Consider the following 16,989-nt stretch of genomic DNA (forward strand, 5'->3'; position numbering starts at 1 on the left):
GAAACTGTTGGCCGGAGAAATACACGACCAAGGCAAAACTTATATAAATGCGACATGGGTAACACTGATGAAATAAGACCTATACATTTCGGCAACATCTGGCACAGCGGTTGCTACATGCAAAAAGCACAAGCATGAGACACCAACACTGATCTCAAGCGATAGAAGAACAACCAGGGAATGGCCAATGAACACTCGAAGTCGATGGCTCTAAGCCAGTAACTGTAAGCAAGCCCTGTTCTATAGATAGTTCAACTATCGGCCTGCGTACACCTTGAAGAAAGTTACACCCACCCACTCGAACATCACCCCAATGTTCGGACGGCACCTTATTGCCCTTCATCAACCCGAGGGAGCTTTAATGAACGATGCGGTAAAGCACAGAACCCTGCCGGGGTCGTTACGGGAAGCGCCAATCCCGCCGTCACCGGACAGGCCAGCCTTCACGGCCAATACCTCGCAACCCGGCGGGTTGAACAAACAGCAAATGCTGTTGCTGGTGGCGGTATCGGCGCTGATACACGGCGGCGCCTGGTGGTTTTTCCAGCAGACCCGGCCCGAGCCACTGCCGACTCCGCCGCAGATTCCGGAAATGACCGTCGAGTTGACCAGCCCGACGCCGCCGGCACCGCCCACACCGGAACCGCCACCGCCTCCGCCGCCCCCTCCACCTCCGGAACCGGAACAACCGTTGGAAGACGAAGACGCGGTCAAGCCACCGCCAAAACCGGTGGAAAAACCCAAGCCGATCGAAAAACCGAAACCGGTCGAGAAGCCCAAACCGGTGAAGAAAGTCGAGCCGCCGAAAGCTCCGCCCGCCCCGGCACCACCGGCCGCTCCCGCTGCGCCGGCGACACCGAGCGCGCCACCGGCCCCGGCCGCAGCGCCTGCCCCGGTCAAGGAATCGGCAGCGATTTCCGGTCTCGCCAGCCTTGGCAACCCGCCGCCGGAATACCCGTCGCTGGCGCTGCGGCGCAATTGGGAAGGCAGCGTGGTGCTGCGCATTCAGGTGCTGGCCAACGGTCGCGCCGGCTCGGTGACAGTGACCAAGTCCAGCGGCAAGCCGCAACTGGATGACGCCGCCGTCGCGGCGGTAAAGAACTGGAAGTTCATTCCGGCCAAACGCGGTGACACGCCGATTGACGGCTTCGCCACCCAGACCATCGATTTCAAATTGCCGCAATAACGGCACAACCCGACGAACTCACAACCGACTTAATGCAAGCGAGGTTTAGCGATGAACAATTCACTGTCTTCGATGATTGTCCCCGGTGTGCTCTGGGGCCTGGTGCTGTTTTCCGTGGTCAGCTGGGCGATCCTGCTGGTCAAGTCGGCGCAATACCTGCGCCAGAAAGCCCAGAACAAACAGTTCAGCAAAGCCTTCTGGGGCGCACCGGATCTGCTCACCGCGGCCGAACACGCCAGTCAGTACCCGGGCTCGCTGGCGCGCATCGCCAGCAGCGGCTTCGAAGCTTTGCTGGTGGAAGAATCGCCGCGCACCACGCAACAACTGGCGCACACCATCAACCGTTCCGATCGCCTGGAGCGCAACCTGCGCCAGCAGATCCAGAAAGAACGCCGCTCGCTGGAAAACGGTCAGGCGATCCTCGCCAGTATCGGTAGCACCGCGCCGTTCATTGGTCTGTTCGGTACCGTGTGGGGGATCATGGAAGCCCTGCAAAGCATCGGCGAAACCGGTTCGGCCAGCCTTGAAGCGGTCGCCGGCCCCATCGGTCATGCACTGATCGCCACTGGCGTGGGGATCGCCGTCGCAGTTCCGGCAGTGCTGATTTACAACTTCTTCCTGCGCCGCCTGAAACTCGCTTCGGCAGACATGGATGACTTCGCCCACGACTTCGACGCCCTCGCCTCACGCAGCGCGTTCTCCATCAGCCGCCAGGCCATCGCCAGCAAAACCACAGCCGCCGTGCGGGAGGCCAGCTGATGTCCTTTTCTACCCAAGACAGCGATGAAGTGCTCAGCGAAATGAACGTCACGCCGCTGGTGGACGTAATGCTCGTGCTGCTGGTGGTGTTCATCGTCACCGCGCCGCTGATGACCAACGCGATCAAGGTCAACCTGCCGAAAACCGACGCCGTCGCCCCCGCCGAAAAGAAAGACCCGGTGGTGGTCAGCGTCGATCAGGACGGCAAGTTCTACCTGGCAAAAACCGAACTGGCGCCGGAGTCTTTGGAAGCCAGCCTCAAGGAGGTCAAGGCCAAGGACGCCGAAGTACGCGTGCAGTTGCAGGCCGACGCCAACGTCAATTATGGCCAGGTGGCCAAGGCCATGGCATCCATCGAACGTTCGGGCATCAGCAAGATTTCGGTGATGACCACCCACTGAGTGCGGTGCCGGGCGCGCGTGAGAAGCGCGCCCGGCACCGCTGAAGAATCCCGTCGCAATCAGCCGACCGAAAAAACGCAACGCGTGTTCGGAGGGGATCGGCTTGCTTGAAGAAAGTGGTTTTCCGCACGCGGTATCACCGAAAGCGGAGCAATGAGGGGCTCACAAGGCCATTTCGATAACGTCTGACAAGTCGGAAACAACCATGCTGATGAACACTCCACGCTTCACGCTCAAACCTTTGGTGGCAACGATCTCTCGTCACCGTTTTGTCCCGTTGTATCTGGTGGCCATGGGGATGGGCGCCGGGACTGTGCAAGCCGCCGAGGATGACAACGCCGCCGTGCCCGCTGCGGCAGCGGTGGTGGCGCCGACCACGCAACTGCAACGGGTGGAAGTGACCGGTTCGGCGATTCGCCGGGTCGATGCGGAAACGGCGGTGCCGATCACCATTCTCAAGGCCGATGAGTTGCGCAAACAGGGCGTGACCACCACCGCCGAACTGGTGCAGCGGATCACCGGCAGCCAGTCGATCAACAACAGCGCCGGCTCGGTCGGCGCCGCCACCGGTGGCGCTTCGTTTGCCGACATGCGCGGCATCGGCGCGAACAAGACGCTGGTGCTGCTCAACGGTCGACGCCTGGCGAACAACGCCCTGTCCGGCACCAACTCGGCCGGCGGCGCGGTGGATCTGAACATGATCCCGTTTGCCGCCATCGAACGCGTAGAAGTGCTGCGCGACGGCGCATCAGCCCTGTACGGCACCGACGCCATCGGCGGCGTGATCAACTTCATCACCAAGAAATCCATGACCGACGGCCAGCTCACCCTCGGTGGCGAAACCCCGACCCACAGCGGCGGCGGTGCCACCAAAGACATGAGCGCCAGTTGGGGCTACGGCGATCTGGAGCAAGACCGCTTCAACGTGCTCGGCGTGTTCAACTACAACAAGCAGCAGAACCTCGACGCCAACGACCGCTCCTTCGCCCGCGACTATGTGCCCGGCCGTGGTCTGGATCAGACCTCCGGCACCGCATTCCCCGGCAACTACAGCCAGAACGGCAACGCCACCAACCCGTTGGCCAACAGCAATTGCAACGGGCCGAACCTGGTGGCGCGCGATGGCCTGTGCCGCTTCAGCACCCGCGAATACATCGACCTGATTCCGCAAACCGAAAAGACGTCGTTCTTCGGCAAGACCACCGGCAAGCTGGCGGATGACCACAACGTCAACCTCGAATACTTCTGGTCGCGCAACAACAACGCCACCGCTGTCGGCCCGGCCCCGCTCACCGGTTTGAGCCTGGACTCGTCGTCGCCCTACTACCCCGGCAACGGCATCACCCCCGGCCCGACTGGTTTCGCCCTCGACCCGACGCAACCGGTCGATGTCAACTGGCGCGAGACTGCTGCCGGCCCGCGTGAATCGAAAGACCAGAACACCAGTCAGCGCTTTCTGCTGAGCTTCGATGGTCTGGTCGGCGGCTGGGATTACAACGTCGGCGCCTCGTACAACCAGAACAAAATCGTCTCCAGCGTCACCAGTGGATATGTCAGCGATCAGGCGATGATCAACGGTCTGGCCAGTGGTCTGCTCAACCCGTTCGGTCCGCAATCGGCCGCCGGTCAGCAGTACATCGACCAGGCCATGTACCACGGCGCCTACTCCACGGCTGTTGGTCGGGTCGCCGGATTTGACGGGCGGATCAGCCGCGAAATCGGCGACTGGTTCGGTGCCGGCCCCGCCGGTCTGGCGCTGGGCGGCGAGTACCGCAAAGAAAAATTCCATCAGGATTTCGAGCAGTTTGCCGGCGACATCCAGAGCCTCGGCATCGACCCGGCCGGTAGCGTCGAGGGTGACCGCAGCGTGAAAGCCGCGTACGCCGAAATCAACGTGCCGGTGCTCGACAGCCTCGAACTGTCCGCCGCTGTGCGTCACGACAAATACAGCGACTTCGGCAGCACCACTAACCCGAAATACTCGTTCCGTTATCAGCCGCTCAAAGAGTTGGTGGTGCGCGGTGCGTACAGCGAAGGCTTCCGTGCGCCATCGCTCTACGAGCTGTATTCGCCGCGCAGCATCACCTACACCCAGGGCTACTACAACGACCCGGTGCTGTGTACCGGTGGCGTGGTGCAACCGGGCGGCAACGGCGGGCGCGATTGCGGTCAGCAGTTCCTCAATCAGATCGGCGGCAATGAAGATCTGGCTCCGGAGAAGGCGCGCAACGTGACGCTGGGCTTCGTCTATCAGCCGGTCAGCAACCTGTCGGTGGGTCTGGATTTCTGGTGGATTCACATTTCCAACCAGATCCAGCCGTTCCCTGAATCCACCGTGTTCGATCAGGCCGGCAGCTACCCGGATCGCTTCGTGCGCAACGCCGACGGCACGCTCAACTACATCGTCACCGGCAACGCCAACCTCGGCATCGTCGAAACCAACGGTGTCGATGTGTCGCTGGACTACCGCTTCCCGAACACCCCGTACGGCCAGTTCGGTCTGGGGCTGCAAGGCACCTACGTCGACAGTTACGACTTCCAGAGCACCATCAAGGGTCCGTTTACCGACAAGGTCGGCGACTTCGAAGGGGACGGGGTGATCGCGCGCTGGAAACACAACCTCACCGGCAGCTGGACCTTCGGCGCGGCTCGTGCGTCGCTGACCAACCGCTTCACCACCGGCTACAACGACTACGACCGCGATACCCATGCGCGCGTGGCGTCGTATTCGGTGTGGGACCTGTCGGCCGGCTACACCTTCAACAAGGTGCTGGACGTGGATGCGGGGATGAAGAACATGTTCGACCGCAACCCGCCTTTCACCAACCAGGCCTACAACTTCCAGAGCGGCTATGACCCGCGCTACACCGACCCGCTGGGCCGCACGCTGTTTGCGCGCATGACGTATCACTTCTGACCCCAGGGCTGGACACATCCTTTGTGTGACTGAGCTTTTGTGGTGAGGGGATTCATCCCCGATGGGGTGCGAAGCGCCCCCAAAACCTGAACTGCGGATGACCAGAATCACCGCATGCAATGGGTTTGCGACTGCTTCGCAGCCGGTCGGGGATAAATCCCCTCACCACAGGGCACTCCCACAGTTTTCAGCGTTGCCAGTGAGTTTTCGGGCTTAGAGGAAAAACTTCATGAGATTCATGCGCAACATGGCAGGCCTGCTGCTCGGCGGCGCTTTGCTCTGCGCCGCTGTGCCAGTAATGGCCGCCGGCAGCTACGCACTGACGGTATACGGCGAGGCGCCGAAGTATCCGGCGGGTTTCCAGCATTTCGATTTCGTCGATCCCGACGCGCCCAAGGGCGGTTCGCTCAGTCGTGCGTCGATGGAAATCGGCCAGTACAACTACATCACCCCGTATGCCGATCAAGGCATTTCCGTGGTGCAGGTCAACGACTGGGTGTATGCGCCGCTGGCGTTCCGTTCGCTCGACGAGCCCTACACCGTTTACGGTCTGGTCGCGCAACAGATGGAGCGCGATCCCGAAGGCCTTTGGGTACGCTTCACCCTCAACCCCGAGGCCCGCTTCGCCGACGGCACGCCGATCACCGCCGAAGACGTGCGCTACACCTTCAACTTGCTGATGACCAAGGGCAGCCTCAGTTATCGCCAGCAATACGCCGACGTGCAGGACGTGCTGATCGAAGGCCCACGGCAGGTGCGTTTCACTTTCAAGAACAACCTCAACCGCACCTTGGCGCTGGACCTGGCGACGCTGCGCGTGGTGCCCGAACACTGGTGGAAGACTCGCGATTTCGCCAACGGCGGCGGCTTCGAGCCACCGCTGGGTAGCGGCCCGTATCGGGTCAGCAAGGTCGATGCCGGGCGCAGCATCAGTTTCCAGCGCGACCCGGACTGGTGGGGCAAGGACCTGCCGGTCAGTCGCGGGATGTACAACTTCGACACGCTCACGGTGAATTTCTACGGTGACACCGACGTCGCGCGCCAGCTGTTGCAGGCCGGGGCGTTCGACTACAACCGCGAGTTTTCCTCGTCCGGCTACGTGGTGGGTTACGACAGCCCGGCACTGCGTGACGGTCGCTTGCAGCAGGCGATCCTCGCCCCGCAGAAACCCACCGCCGCCCAAGGCTTCGTGTTCAACCTGCAAAACCCGATCTTTCAGGATCGCCGCGTGCGTCACGCGATCAGCCTGCTGTGGGATTTCGAATGGACCAACAAGCAGATGATGCGCGGCTTCTACGTGCGCCAGAATAGCTTCTGGCCGAAGAGTGAAATGGCCGCGACTGCCCTGCCCGACGCCGAGGAATTGAAGATTCTCGAACCGCTGCGCGGACAGATTCCCGACGAGGTGTTCACCACGGTGTATCAGGCGCCGAAAACCGATGGCAGCGGCTACATCCGCGACAAGCAGCTGCAAGCCCTCAAGCTGCTCGCCGAGGCCGGCTGGACGCCGCAACACAGCCGACTGGTCAACGCCGCCGGTGAGCCTCTGGAGTTCACCTTCCTCGACGGTCAGGGCGGTTTTGATCGCATGCTGCTGCCGTTCAAACGCACCCTCGCGCAGATCGGCATCACCCTCAATCTACGGCGGATCGACTCGGCGCAATACGTCAATCGGCTCAACGCCCGGGACTACGACATGATCGTCACCAGTTTCCCGCGCAGCGGCGATCCGATCGTCTCCCCCGGACGCGAGCTGTACAGCCTGTACGCCTCGCAAAGTGCCACGCAGGTCGGCAGTTCGAACTCGATGGTGCTGGCCAACCCGGCGGTCGATCAACTGATCGACGGGCTGGTCAAGGCCGACACCCGCGACGCCATGGTGCATTACGCCCGCGCCCTCGACCGGGTGCTGCAATGGGGTTACTACATGATTCCCAACTACTACTCCAAGGGCACTCCGACGGTGTATCAGAACCGCTTCGGGATGCCGGCGGTGCAACCGGCGTACGACGAAGGCCTCAACACCTGGTGGGAGGTCTCGGCCAAGCCGCTGACCACACAACAGATGCACACCCAGCTCGCGGGGGGCCAGTGACATGCTGCGTTATCTGAGTCGACGTTTGCTGCTGATCATCCCCACGCTGCTGTGCATTCTGGTGGTCAACTTCGTGATTGTGCAGGCCGCACCGGGCGGCCCGGTGGAGCAAGCCATTGCCCGCCTGCAAGGTTTCGGCGGGCACGGCATGGGCGGTGGTGGCGAAGTCGCCGCGACGGGTGGTGCCGGGCGCAGCAGTCGCGGGCTGGACCCGGCGCTGATCGAGGAAATCAAGCATCACTACGGTTTCGACAAACCGATGCACGAACGCCTGTGGCTGATGCTGAAAAACTACGCCCAGCTGGATCTGGGCAGCAGTTTCTTTCGCGGCGCCAAGGTCACCGATCTGATCGTGCAGAAACTGCCGGTGTCGTTGTCGCTCGGCCTGTGGGCAACGCTGATCACCTACCTGATTTCAATCCCGCTGGGCATCCGCAAAGCGATCAGCAACGGCAGCGCGTTCGATGTCTGGAGCAGCACGGCGATCATCATCGGCTACGCGATGCCGGCGTTTCTGTTTGCGATGCTGCTGATCGTGGTGTTCGCCGGCGGCAGCTACGTCAACTGGTTCCCGGTGCAGGGGCTGGTGTCGGATAACTTCGACAGCCTCAGCACCTTGGGCAAGGTCGGCGACTACCTCTGGCACCTGGTGTTGCCGGTGACCGCGCTGGTGATCGGCGGTTTCGCCACCCTGACCATCCTCACCAAAAACAGCTTCCTCAACGAGATCAGCCGCCAATACGTGATCACCGCGCGGGCCAAGGGTTTGACCGAGCTCCGCGTGCTCTACGGCCACGTGTTTCGCAACGCGATGCTGCTGGTGGTGGCCGGGGTGCCCTCGGCGCTGATCGAGGTGTTTTTCGCCGGTTCCTTGCTGATCGAAACCATCTTCAACCTCGACGGCCTCGGGCGCATGAGTTACGAGGCGGCGGTGTCGCGTGACTATCCGGTGGTGTTCGGCGCGCTGTTTCTGTTCACCCTGTTTGGCCTGCTGATCAAGCTGATCGGTGATCTCTGCTACACCCTGCTCGACCCGCGCATCGACTTCTCGGCGAGGACTGCCTGATGTTCACACTTTCTCCTCTGGGTCAGCGCCGGGTCGCGCAGTTCAAGGCCAACCGCCGTGGACGCTGGTCGCTGTGGCTGTTCATTGGCCTGTGCCTGATCTGCCTCGGCGGCGAACTGATTGCCAACGACAAACCGTTGGTGATCCGCTACCACGGCGCCTACTACTTCCCGATCCTCAGCGAATACCTGGAAACCGATTTCGGCGGCGAACTGCCGTTCCAGCCGGATTACGCCAGCGCTTACGTGCACGGGCTGATCGAGGATCAGGGCGGCTGGATGCTGTTTCCGCCGATCCCGTTCAGCTACGACACGGTCAATTACGACCTGACTGAACCGGCACCCAGCCCACCCTCTTCGAGCAATTGGCTGGGCACCGACGATCAGGCGCGGGACGTATTGGCACGGGTGATTTTCGGCACACGGATTTCAATCCTGTTTGCGCTGATCCTCACCGGCATCAGTGCGCTGGTCGGCATCGTTGCCGGGGCGCTGCAGGGTTATTACGGCGGCTGGGTCGATTTGCTTGGGCAACGGGTGCTGGAGATCTGGTCGGGGCTGCCGGTGCTGTATCTGCTGATCATTTTGTCCGGGTTCGTCTCGCCGAGTTTCTGGTGGTTGCTGGGGATCATGGCGCTTTTTTCCTGGCTGGCATTGGTGGATGTGGTGCGCGCCGAGTTCCTGCGTGGCCGTAATCTGGAATACGTCAAAGCCGCGCGGGCGCTGGGCCTGACCGACAGCGAACTGATGCTGCGGCACATCCTGCCTAACGCGATGACCTCCACCCTGACCTACCTGCCGTTCATTCTGACCGGCGCCATCGCCACCCTCACCGCGCTGGATTTCCTCGGTTTCGGCATGCCGGCGGGCACTGCTTCGCTGGGCGAATTGATCGGCCAGGCCAAGCGCAATCTGCAAGCGCCGTGGCTGGGGCTGACAGCGTTTTTTGCCTTGGCGCTGATTCTGTCGTTGTTGGTATTCATCGGCGAGGCTTGCCGTGATGCATTTGATCCACGATCTTGATCCGAGGGGCTGACATGAGCGACAACCTGATGGAAATCCGCGACCTGCGTGTCGCCTTCGCCGGGCAGGAAGTGGTGCACGGTCTGAACCTCGATATCCGCCGAGGCGAATGCCTGGCGCTGGTCGGCGAGTCCGGCTCGGGCAAGTCGGTCACGGCGCATTCGATTTTGCGCCTGTTGCCGGGTAAAACCGTCAGCAGCCGCGGTTCGATCGCTTACAACGGGGTGAACTTGCTGCATGCCAGCGAACAGCAGATGCGCGGTTTGCGCGGCAACCGGATCGCGATGATTTTCCAGGAGCCGATGACCTCGCTCAATCCCCTGCACACCGTGGAACGACAGATCAGCGAAGTGCTGGAGATTCACAAGGGCCTCAAGGGCCGCGCCGCCCGTGAGCGCACGTTGGAGCTGCTGGAACTGGTGGGCATTCGCCAACCGCTACAGCGCTTGAAAGCCTACCCGCATCAGCTCTCCGGCGGTCAGCGGCAACGGGTGATGATTGCGATGGCGCTGGCCAATGAGCCGGAACTGCTGATCGCCGATGAGCCGACGACGGCGCTGGACGTCACCGTGCAGCAGAAGATTCTCGAGCTGCTGATCGAGTTGCAGCAGCGGCTCGGCATGTCGATGCTGCTGATCAGTCACGATCTGAATCTGGTGCGGCGCATCGCGCAACGGGTGTGCGTGATGCGCCACGGCGAAGTCGTCGAACAGGCTGACTGCGAGACGCTGTTTCGCGCGCCGCAGCATCCTTACAGCCGCTTGCTGATCGAAGCTGAACCGAGCGGTGCGCCGGTGCCGAGCCCGTACCAGCACAACCTGCTGGAAGTCGATGATCTGAAGGTCTGGTTTCCCCTGCCCAAGGCGCTGTTCAGTCGTTCGCAGGCGTACATCAAAGCGGTGGACGGGGTCAGTTTCCGCCTGCAACGCGGCAAAACGTTGGGGATTGTCGGCGAGTCCGGTTCGGGCAAATCGACGCTGGGTCAGGCGATCCTGCGGCTGGTGGAATCCGAGGGCGATATCCGCTTCGGCAACAAGCAACTGAGCCTGCTCAATCAGCGCTTGATGCGGCCCTTGCGGCGGCAGATTCAGGTGGTGTTCCAGGATCCGTTCGGCAGCCTGAGCCCGCGGATGTCGGTGCAGCAGATCATTGCCGAAGGGTTGCTGACCCACGGCATCGGCTCTGAGGCGGAGCGCGAAGCAGCGGTGATTCGCGTGCTGGAGGAAGTCGGCCTCGACCCAAAGAGTCGTCATCGCTACCCCCACGAATTTTCCGGCGGCCAGCGTCAGCGCATCTCCATCGCCCGCGCGCTGGTGCTGGAGCCGGCGCTGATCCTGCTCGACGAGCCGACCTCGGCGCTGGATCGCACGGTGCAGAAACAAGTGGTGGACCTGTTGCGGCAACTGCAGATCAAGCATGGGCTGACCTATCTGTTCATCAGCCATGACCTGGCGGTGGTGCATGCGCTGGCCCATGACTTGCTGGTGATCAAGGATGGCAAGGTCGTGGAACAGGGTTCGTCGCGGGAGATTTTTGCTGCGCCAGCCCACCCCTACACCCAGGAACTGCTGAAAGCCTCCGGCCTCAAGCCCGACGCAAATCCCTGTGGGAGCGGGCTTGCTCGCGAATGCGATATGCCTGTGACATGAATATCGACTGACAGGACGCCTTCGCGAGCAAGCCCGCTCCCACAGGGGAGATCGGTGGAGGTGGAAAATATTTTTCAGGCACTGCATCCAAACGCCTCCGTCACGGGTAGTCCCTGTAACAGCCCTCTTCGGCTGTCAGCGGTCTACCCCTTTCGGAGATAACACTGATGAACATCACCCAACTGATTGGCCTCACCGGTTTGCTCGCCCTGTCCTCGACAACCTTCGCCCAAAGCAGCTATCCCGATGCAATCAAAGTCCCGGAAGGCCACAAGATCGCCATGGAAACCACCGGGGTCGGCGAGATCACTTACGAATGCCGCGACAAGCCCAATGCCGCCGGGCAGACCGAATGGACCTTCGTCGGCCCTAAAGCGGTGCTCAATGATCGCAGCGGCAAGCAGGTCGGCACCTACTTCGGCCCGCCAGCCACTTGGCAGGCCAAGGACGGATCGAAAGTCACCGGCACGCAATTGGCCGTCGCTCCGTCGAGCCCGGGCAACCTGCCCTATCAACTGGTCAAGGCCAACCCGGCTGAAGGCAAAGGCGCGATGAGCGGCGTGAGTTATATCCAGCGTGTCGCGCTCAAGGGCGGCGTGGCGCCGGGCAGTGAATGCACAGCGGCGAACAAGGGCAAACAGGAAGTGGTGAAGTATCAGGCCGATTACATTTTCTGGGCGGCGAACTGAGTTTCTGGCCCACTCAAATCTTTCCTTGTGGGAGGGGGCTTGCTCCCGAAGGCGGCGTGTCAGCCAGCATCTGTTTCAATGACACAGCGCCTTCGGGAGCAAGCCCCCTCCCACAGAGGAGTCCATAGGGAGAGCCGAGTTGTCTGGATGTTTGCGGAATGTGAGCTAGATTGCACCCAATGTCCTTGCCTGAACCGGTGTTTGATTACGAAGCCCGTCTCGCTGCCTGTGCCCGCGGCGAGCAGTCGGCCCTGCGCGATTTGTACGTGCAGGAAGGCCCGCGCCTGCTCGGCGTGGCCAAGCGGCTGGTACGTGACGCGGCGCTGGCCGAAGACATCGTGCATGAGGCGTTTATCAAGATCTGGAACGGTGCGGCGCAGTTCGATCCGGCGCGCGGTTCAGCGCGCGGCTGGATGTTCAGCGTGACCCGCCATCTGGCGTTGAACCAGCTGCGTGATCAAAGCCGGGAGACGCCGTTCAACGAAGAACAGGATGCCGAGCCTGACGAGGACGCCTTCGATGTGCAGGGCCATTCGGCGCGCATCCATCGCTGCCTGGAACAACTCGACCCGCAGCGGCGACGCTGCATCCTCCATGCCTATGTCGACGGCTACAGCCACGCGCAGATTTCCCAACGGATGGACACGCCGCTGGGCACGGTCAAAGCCTGGATCAAACGCAGCCTCAACGCTTTGCGGGAGTGCATGGGATGACCACTGAATCGGCGCAGGAACGTGATGAACTGGCCAGCGAGTACGTGCTCGGCACCCTGTCGGCGCCGGAGCGTGAAGCGCTGCAACAGCGCTTGCCACACGACCCCGAACTGCAAGCGGCGGTGGATGCCTGGGAGCGACGCTTGCTCGACCTGACCAAATTTGCCGGGACGCAGCAGCCTTCGCCGCACTTGTGGCCGCGCATCGAGCGCAGTGTCGAGCGGTTCGCGCAAAAAGCGCCGGCTGCGCCGTCAACCTCGTGGTGGAATCTGCTGCCGCTGTGGCGCGGCTTGAGTGCGGCCGGCTTGGTCGCCACATTGGTTTTGGGCTCGATCCTGCTGACCCAGACCACGCCGAAGTCGAATTATCTGGTGGTGCTGGTCGCGCCGCAGGACAAGGCGCCGGGCTGGGTGATTCAGGCCAGCAATCCGCGTGAAATCCAGTTAATCCCGCTGGGCGTGGTCGAAGTGCCGGCGGACAAGGCGCTGGAGTTCTGGACCAAGGCTGACGGCTGGCAAGGGCCGGTGTCGCTGGGGCTGGTCAAACCGGGGCAGACGCTCTCGGTGCCGCTGGATAAATTGCCGCCGCTGCAACCGAATCAACTGTTCGAGCTGACGCTGGAAGGCGCCAATGGCTCGCCGATCGGTAAACCGACCGGGCCGATTCAGGCCATTGGCCGAGCCGTCAAAGTGCTTTGAACCGGCGTCAACCGGCCTTGGCCATGCAGCGCTTGTAGCGCTCATCCACGCGTTTGGCGAACCACGCCGTGGTCAGCTTGCGGGTGATTTTCGGGCTCTGCAAAACGATCCCCGGCAACACTGCACGCGGCAGTTTTTTTCCCTCCGCTTGCTCCGCCAGTTCGAACACCCGCTGATAGAGTTTGGTCTCTTCGAACTCCAGGGTTTTGCCCTTCTCCAGTTGATCGCGAATGGTCGGGTTACGCATGCCCAGCGACTTGCCGAGGGTGCGCACCGCCAGTTCGGTGGTGCCAGGCATGATCGAGTCGTAGCGAATCAAGTCGCCATCCAGCGCCAGCGGAATGCCCGAAGCTCGGCTGACGGCGTTCTGGAACGCGGCATTGCGGCTGGCGTACCAGCCGGCATTGAAGTCGGCGAAGCGGTACAGCGGCTCGCGATAACTCACCGGGTAACCGAGTAAATGCGCGATGCCGAAGTACATGCCGCCACGGCGGGTGAACACTTCGTGACGGATCGTGCCGTCTACCGGGTACGGATACTCCTTGGCGTGCTGCTCGGCGAATTCGATGCTGACCTGCATCGGTCCGGCGGTGTGCACCGGGTTGAAGCCGCCGAACAAGGTGCGGCCCATCGGCACTCTGCCGATGAAGTCGTCAAAAATGGCGCTGAGTTCTTTTTCACTGCGTGCCGCGTTCAGGCGTTCGCTGTAGGTCTTGCCGTTGGTGGAGCGCACTTGCAGCGCGGCGCTGACCAACAGACCGGGGATATGCACTTTGGCGGCACGACGGTCGATTTCGTCGCGGGCGATCTTGCCCAGGCCCGGCACCGTGGGGTCTACCTGGAAGGTGGATTCCTGCTCGGCCACGGCCAGCACCGAACACAGATTCTGCGTGGTCGGGCTGATCTTCTGTGCGGCGAACGCGGCATAGATGTCGGTGGCCCAGCCTTGACGGTCGGGCACTTTCGCCGGCATCAGCCGCACTATTTCGGCCTTCACTTCAGCCGGCGCACGCGGTGCCGGCTCCTGGCTGCGCTGGCCGGCGCAACCGGCGAGCACCAGCAGCGCGGCGAGGGTAACGAGTAATCGAGGGGTGTGCATGGCGCTCCTTGGCGTACATTGAGGCGGGTTCACCATACGATCAAAGGGGTGACGCAGGCTAGGACTGTGACCTTTGTGGTGAGGGGATTTATCCCCGATAGACTGCGCAGCAGTCCTCGAATGTCAAAGCGGCCCGCTCCGCGCGCCATCGGGGATAAATCCCCTCACTACAGGTTTCCATTCGGATCGGGAAATTCAGCAAGATAAACTGATTGCAAAACGTTACTGCGAACTCCTATCATTTGCGCCTGGAGTCGTATTTGCGCAAGGAGTTCCCCGCGCCGTTCCAATTTTCTCACCGGCCGTACGCCTCCAGGTATCGACATGCCCGCTCCAGCTCGACTCGCCGTCCCGTTTCGCCCGACGCTTCTTGCCCTGCTGTGCTCCCTGACTGTCACCGCTCACGCTGCCGACGAAAACGGCAAGGAGCTGGTGCTCGACAACGTCAACATCAACGCCCAAGCGCCAACGTCCAACGCCCTGCCCCCGGTCTACGCCGGTGGTCAGGTCGCCCGTGGTGGTCAGCTCGGCGTGCTCGGCAATCAGGACATGATGGACGTGCCGTTCAGCGCCGCGTCGTACACCGAACAGCTGATTCAGGACCAGCAAGCGGAAAACGTTGCCGACGTGTTGCTCAATGATTCGTCGGTGCGTCAGGCCTCGGGCTTCTCCAACCAGGCACAGGTGTTCATGATCCGCGGCTTGCCGCTCAACGGCGACGACATTTCCTATAACGGCCTGTACGGCGTGCTGCCGCGGCAGATCATTTCCACCGATGCCCTGGAGCGCGTGGAAGTGTTCAAAGGCCCGAACGCCTTCATCAACGGCGTGACCCCGACCGGTTCCGGCATCGGCGGTGGCGTCAACCTGCAACCCAAACGTGCCGGCGACGAACCGCTGCGCCGCTACACCACCGACATCAACAGCGAAGGTCGCATCGGTCAGCACTTCGATATCGGCCAGCGCTTCGGCGAAGACAACCGCTTCGGCGCGCGGATCAACCTGTCGCAGCGCGAAGGCGATACCGGCATCGATCACGAAAACCAGCGTTCGAAACTGTTCAGCATCGGCCTCGATTATCGCGGTGACGCCCTGCGCATTTCCGGTGACTTCGCCTACCAGAAGGAGCGCGTCAACGGCGGCCGCAACTCGGTCAACCTCGGCACCGCCACGCACATTCCGGACGCGCCATCGGCCGACACCAACTACGCGCCGAAGTGGGGCTACACCGACATCGAAGACACTTTCGGCATGCTCCGCGCCGAATACGACCTGAACGACAACTGGACCGCGTACGTCGCTGGCGGCGCCAAGCACACCCGCGAAGTCGGGCGCTACAATTCGACCACCCTGGTGGGCAACAATGGCGCCTCGTACACCACCGGCTCGTTCATCCCCCACGATGAGGACAACACCAGCCTGATGGCCGGCCTGAACGGCAAGTTCAACACCGGTGCTGTCAGCCACAAGCTCAACTTCGGCCTCAGCGGTCTGTGGGCGGAACAGCGCAGCGCCTATGATTTCGACCTGACCAAGTACGCCAACAACATCTACCACCCGGTGGAAACGCCGTCGCCGGTCGGCAACTTTTCCGGCGGCGATCTCAATGACCCGGGCATCGTCGGCAAGACCTTCAACCGCAGCCTCGCGCTCTCCGACACCCTCGGATTCTTCGACGACCGCCTGCTGATCACCGCCGGCCTGCGTCGCCAGCAACTGGTGGTGCAAGGCTACAACTACGCCAGTTACGGCAGCGGCAGCCGCAAGTCGAGCTACGACGAATCGATCACCACGCCGGTCTACGGCATCGTGTTCAAGCCGTGGGAACATGTGTCGTTCTACGCCAACCACATCGAAGGCCTGGCCCAGGGGCCGACCTCGCCAGCCAGCACTGGCGGCTTGCGCGTGACCAACGGCAACGAAGTCTACGCACCGGCGCGCTCCAAGCAGACCGAGGCCGGGGTCAAGGTCGATATGGGTACTTACGGCGCGAGCCTGGGCGTGTATCGCATCGAGCAGCCGAGCGACGGCTACTGTGAAATCAACAGCGCCACCACTTGCACCTACGTGCGTGAAGGCGAGCAGATCAACAAAGGCGTAGAGATGAACGTGTTCGGCGAGCCGATCAATGGCCTGCGCCTGATCAGCGGCCTGACGCTGATGGACACCGAACTGCGCAACACCCAGAACGGCGCCAACGATGGCAACCGCGCCATTGGCGTGCCGAGCTTCCAGTTCAACGCCGGCGCCGACTGGGATGTACCGGGCCTACAAGGCGTGGCGCTGAATGCACGGATGCTGCGCACCGGCGGCCAGTACGCCGACGCGGCCAACAACCTCAGCCTGCCGACCTGGAACCGCTTCGACGCGGGTGCGCGTTACGCGTTCAAGGTCTCGCAGAAAGACGTGACGTTGCGCCTGGGCGTGGAAAACCTGGCCAACAAGAAGTATTGGGAATCGGCGCAGGGCGGCTACCTGACCCAGGGTGAGCCGCGGGTGGCGAAGTTGTCGGGCACCATCGATTTCTAACCCTGAGAAGCCCTCACCCTCAAAAGCCCCTCACCCTAGCCCTCTCCCGTAGGGAGAGGGGACTGACCGCGGTGTTCTTTCGAGTCACGCCGACGTGTGCCACCGAGTCGAACTAAGGTTTTGAAAGGCACCCAAATCGGCTCCCTTTCCCCCTCGCCCCCTTTGG

General features: G+C 62.0%; 13 protein-coding genes. 12 read left to right on the top strand and 1 reads right to left on the bottom strand.

The window, feature by feature from the left end; all coding sequences use genetic code 11:
* Positions 1 to 361: 361 nt before the first annotated feature.
* The 11 genes from M0808_RS18410 to M0808_RS18460 all read left to right on the top strand — a co-directional run bounded on the left by M0808_RS18410 (position 362) and on the right by M0808_RS18460 (position 13,195).
* Positions 362 to 1,186, top strand: a complete 825-nt coding sequence (locus tag M0808_RS18410; RefSeq protein WP_247842083.1) for an energy transducer TonB — start codon at positions 362 to 364, stop codon at positions 1,184 to 1,186.
* A gap of 51 nt (positions 1,187 to 1,237) precedes the next feature.
* Positions 1,238 to 1,945, top strand: coding sequence for a MotA/TolQ/ExbB proton channel family protein (locus M0808_RS18415; protein ID WP_007966644.1), 708 nt, complete (start codon positions 1,238 to 1,240; stop codon positions 1,943 to 1,945).
* A complete protein-coding gene (locus M0808_RS18420; RefSeq protein WP_003223575.1) occupies positions 1,945 to 2,346 on the top strand; it encodes a biopolymer transporter ExbD in 402 nt (133 codons plus the stop codon). Before M0808_RS18415 ends, M0808_RS18420 begins: the two co-directional genes overlap by 1 nt.
* A gap of 205 nt (positions 2,347 to 2,551) precedes the next feature.
* On the top strand, positions 2,552 to 5,263 hold the full coding sequence (locus M0808_RS18425; RefSeq protein ID WP_247842084.1) for a TonB-dependent receptor: 2,712 nt from the start codon (positions 2,552 to 2,554) through the stop codon (positions 5,261 to 5,263).
* Between the two features lie 247 nt (positions 5,264 to 5,510).
* Entirely contained in the window at positions 5,511 to 7,358 is a 1,848-nt protein-coding gene (locus M0808_RS18430) for an extracellular solute-binding protein (protein WP_247842095.1), read from the top strand.
* A gap of 1 nt (position 7,359) precedes the next feature.
* A complete protein-coding gene (yejB, locus tag M0808_RS18435; RefSeq protein WP_247842085.1) occupies positions 7,360 to 8,424 on the top strand; it encodes a microcin C ABC transporter permease YejB in 1,065 nt (354 codons plus the stop codon).
* Positions 8,424 to 9,446 (top strand): ABC transporter permease, encoded by a 1,023-nt coding sequence (locus tag M0808_RS18440; protein ID WP_096797383.1) that lies wholly within the window; start codon positions 8,424 to 8,426, stop codon positions 9,444 to 9,446. The genes yejB and M0808_RS18440 overlap by 1 nt, the downstream gene beginning before the upstream one ends.
* 14 nt (positions 9,447 to 9,460) lie before the next feature.
* The gene (locus M0808_RS18445) at positions 9,461 to 11,095 is read left to right on the top strand and encodes an ABC transporter ATP-binding protein (protein WP_247842086.1); all 1,635 of its coding nucleotides are present in this window, start codon (positions 9,461 to 9,463) and stop codon (positions 11,093 to 11,095) included.
* A 167-nt stretch (positions 11,096 to 11,262) separates the two neighbouring features.
* Positions 11,263 to 11,784 (top strand): DUF3455 domain-containing protein, encoded by a 522-nt coding sequence (locus tag M0808_RS18450; protein ID WP_027613866.1) that lies wholly within the window; start codon positions 11,263 to 11,265, stop codon positions 11,782 to 11,784.
* 179 nt (positions 11,785 to 11,963) lie between these two features.
* Positions 11,964 to 12,497: a sigma-70 family RNA polymerase sigma factor gene (locus M0808_RS18455; protein WP_247842087.1), complete on the top strand. Its 534-nt coding sequence runs from the start codon at positions 11,964 to 11,966 to the stop codon at positions 12,495 to 12,497.
* Entirely contained in the window at positions 12,494 to 13,195 is a 702-nt protein-coding gene (locus M0808_RS18460) for an anti-sigma factor (protein WP_247842088.1), read from the top strand. Before M0808_RS18455 ends, M0808_RS18460 begins: the two co-directional genes overlap by 4 nt.
* 7 nt (positions 13,196 to 13,202) lie before the next feature.
* Here the strand turns inward: M0808_RS18460 and M0808_RS18465 are convergent, their stop codons facing one another.
* On the bottom strand, positions 13,203 to 14,294 hold the full coding sequence (locus tag M0808_RS18465) for a DUF1615 domain-containing protein (RefSeq protein WP_247842089.1): 1,092 nt from the start codon (positions 14,292 to 14,294) through the stop codon (positions 13,203 to 13,205).
* Between the two features lie 324 nt (positions 14,295 to 14,618).
* Between M0808_RS18465 and M0808_RS18470 the strand changes: the two genes are divergently transcribed.
* Positions 14,619 to 16,823 carry a TonB-dependent siderophore receptor gene (locus M0808_RS18470; protein WP_247842090.1) on the top strand — a complete coding sequence of 735 codons (2,205 nt, stop codon included), beginning with the start codon at positions 14,619 to 14,621 and terminating at the stop codon, positions 16,821 to 16,823.
* Positions 16,824 to 16,989 lie beyond the last annotated feature (166 nt).

The sequence above is a fragment of the Pseudomonas sp. MWU12-3103b genome (assembly GCF_023100615.1).
GTDB lineage: Bacteria > Pseudomonadota > Gammaproteobacteria > Pseudomonadales > Pseudomonadaceae > Aquipseudomonas > Aquipseudomonas putida_A.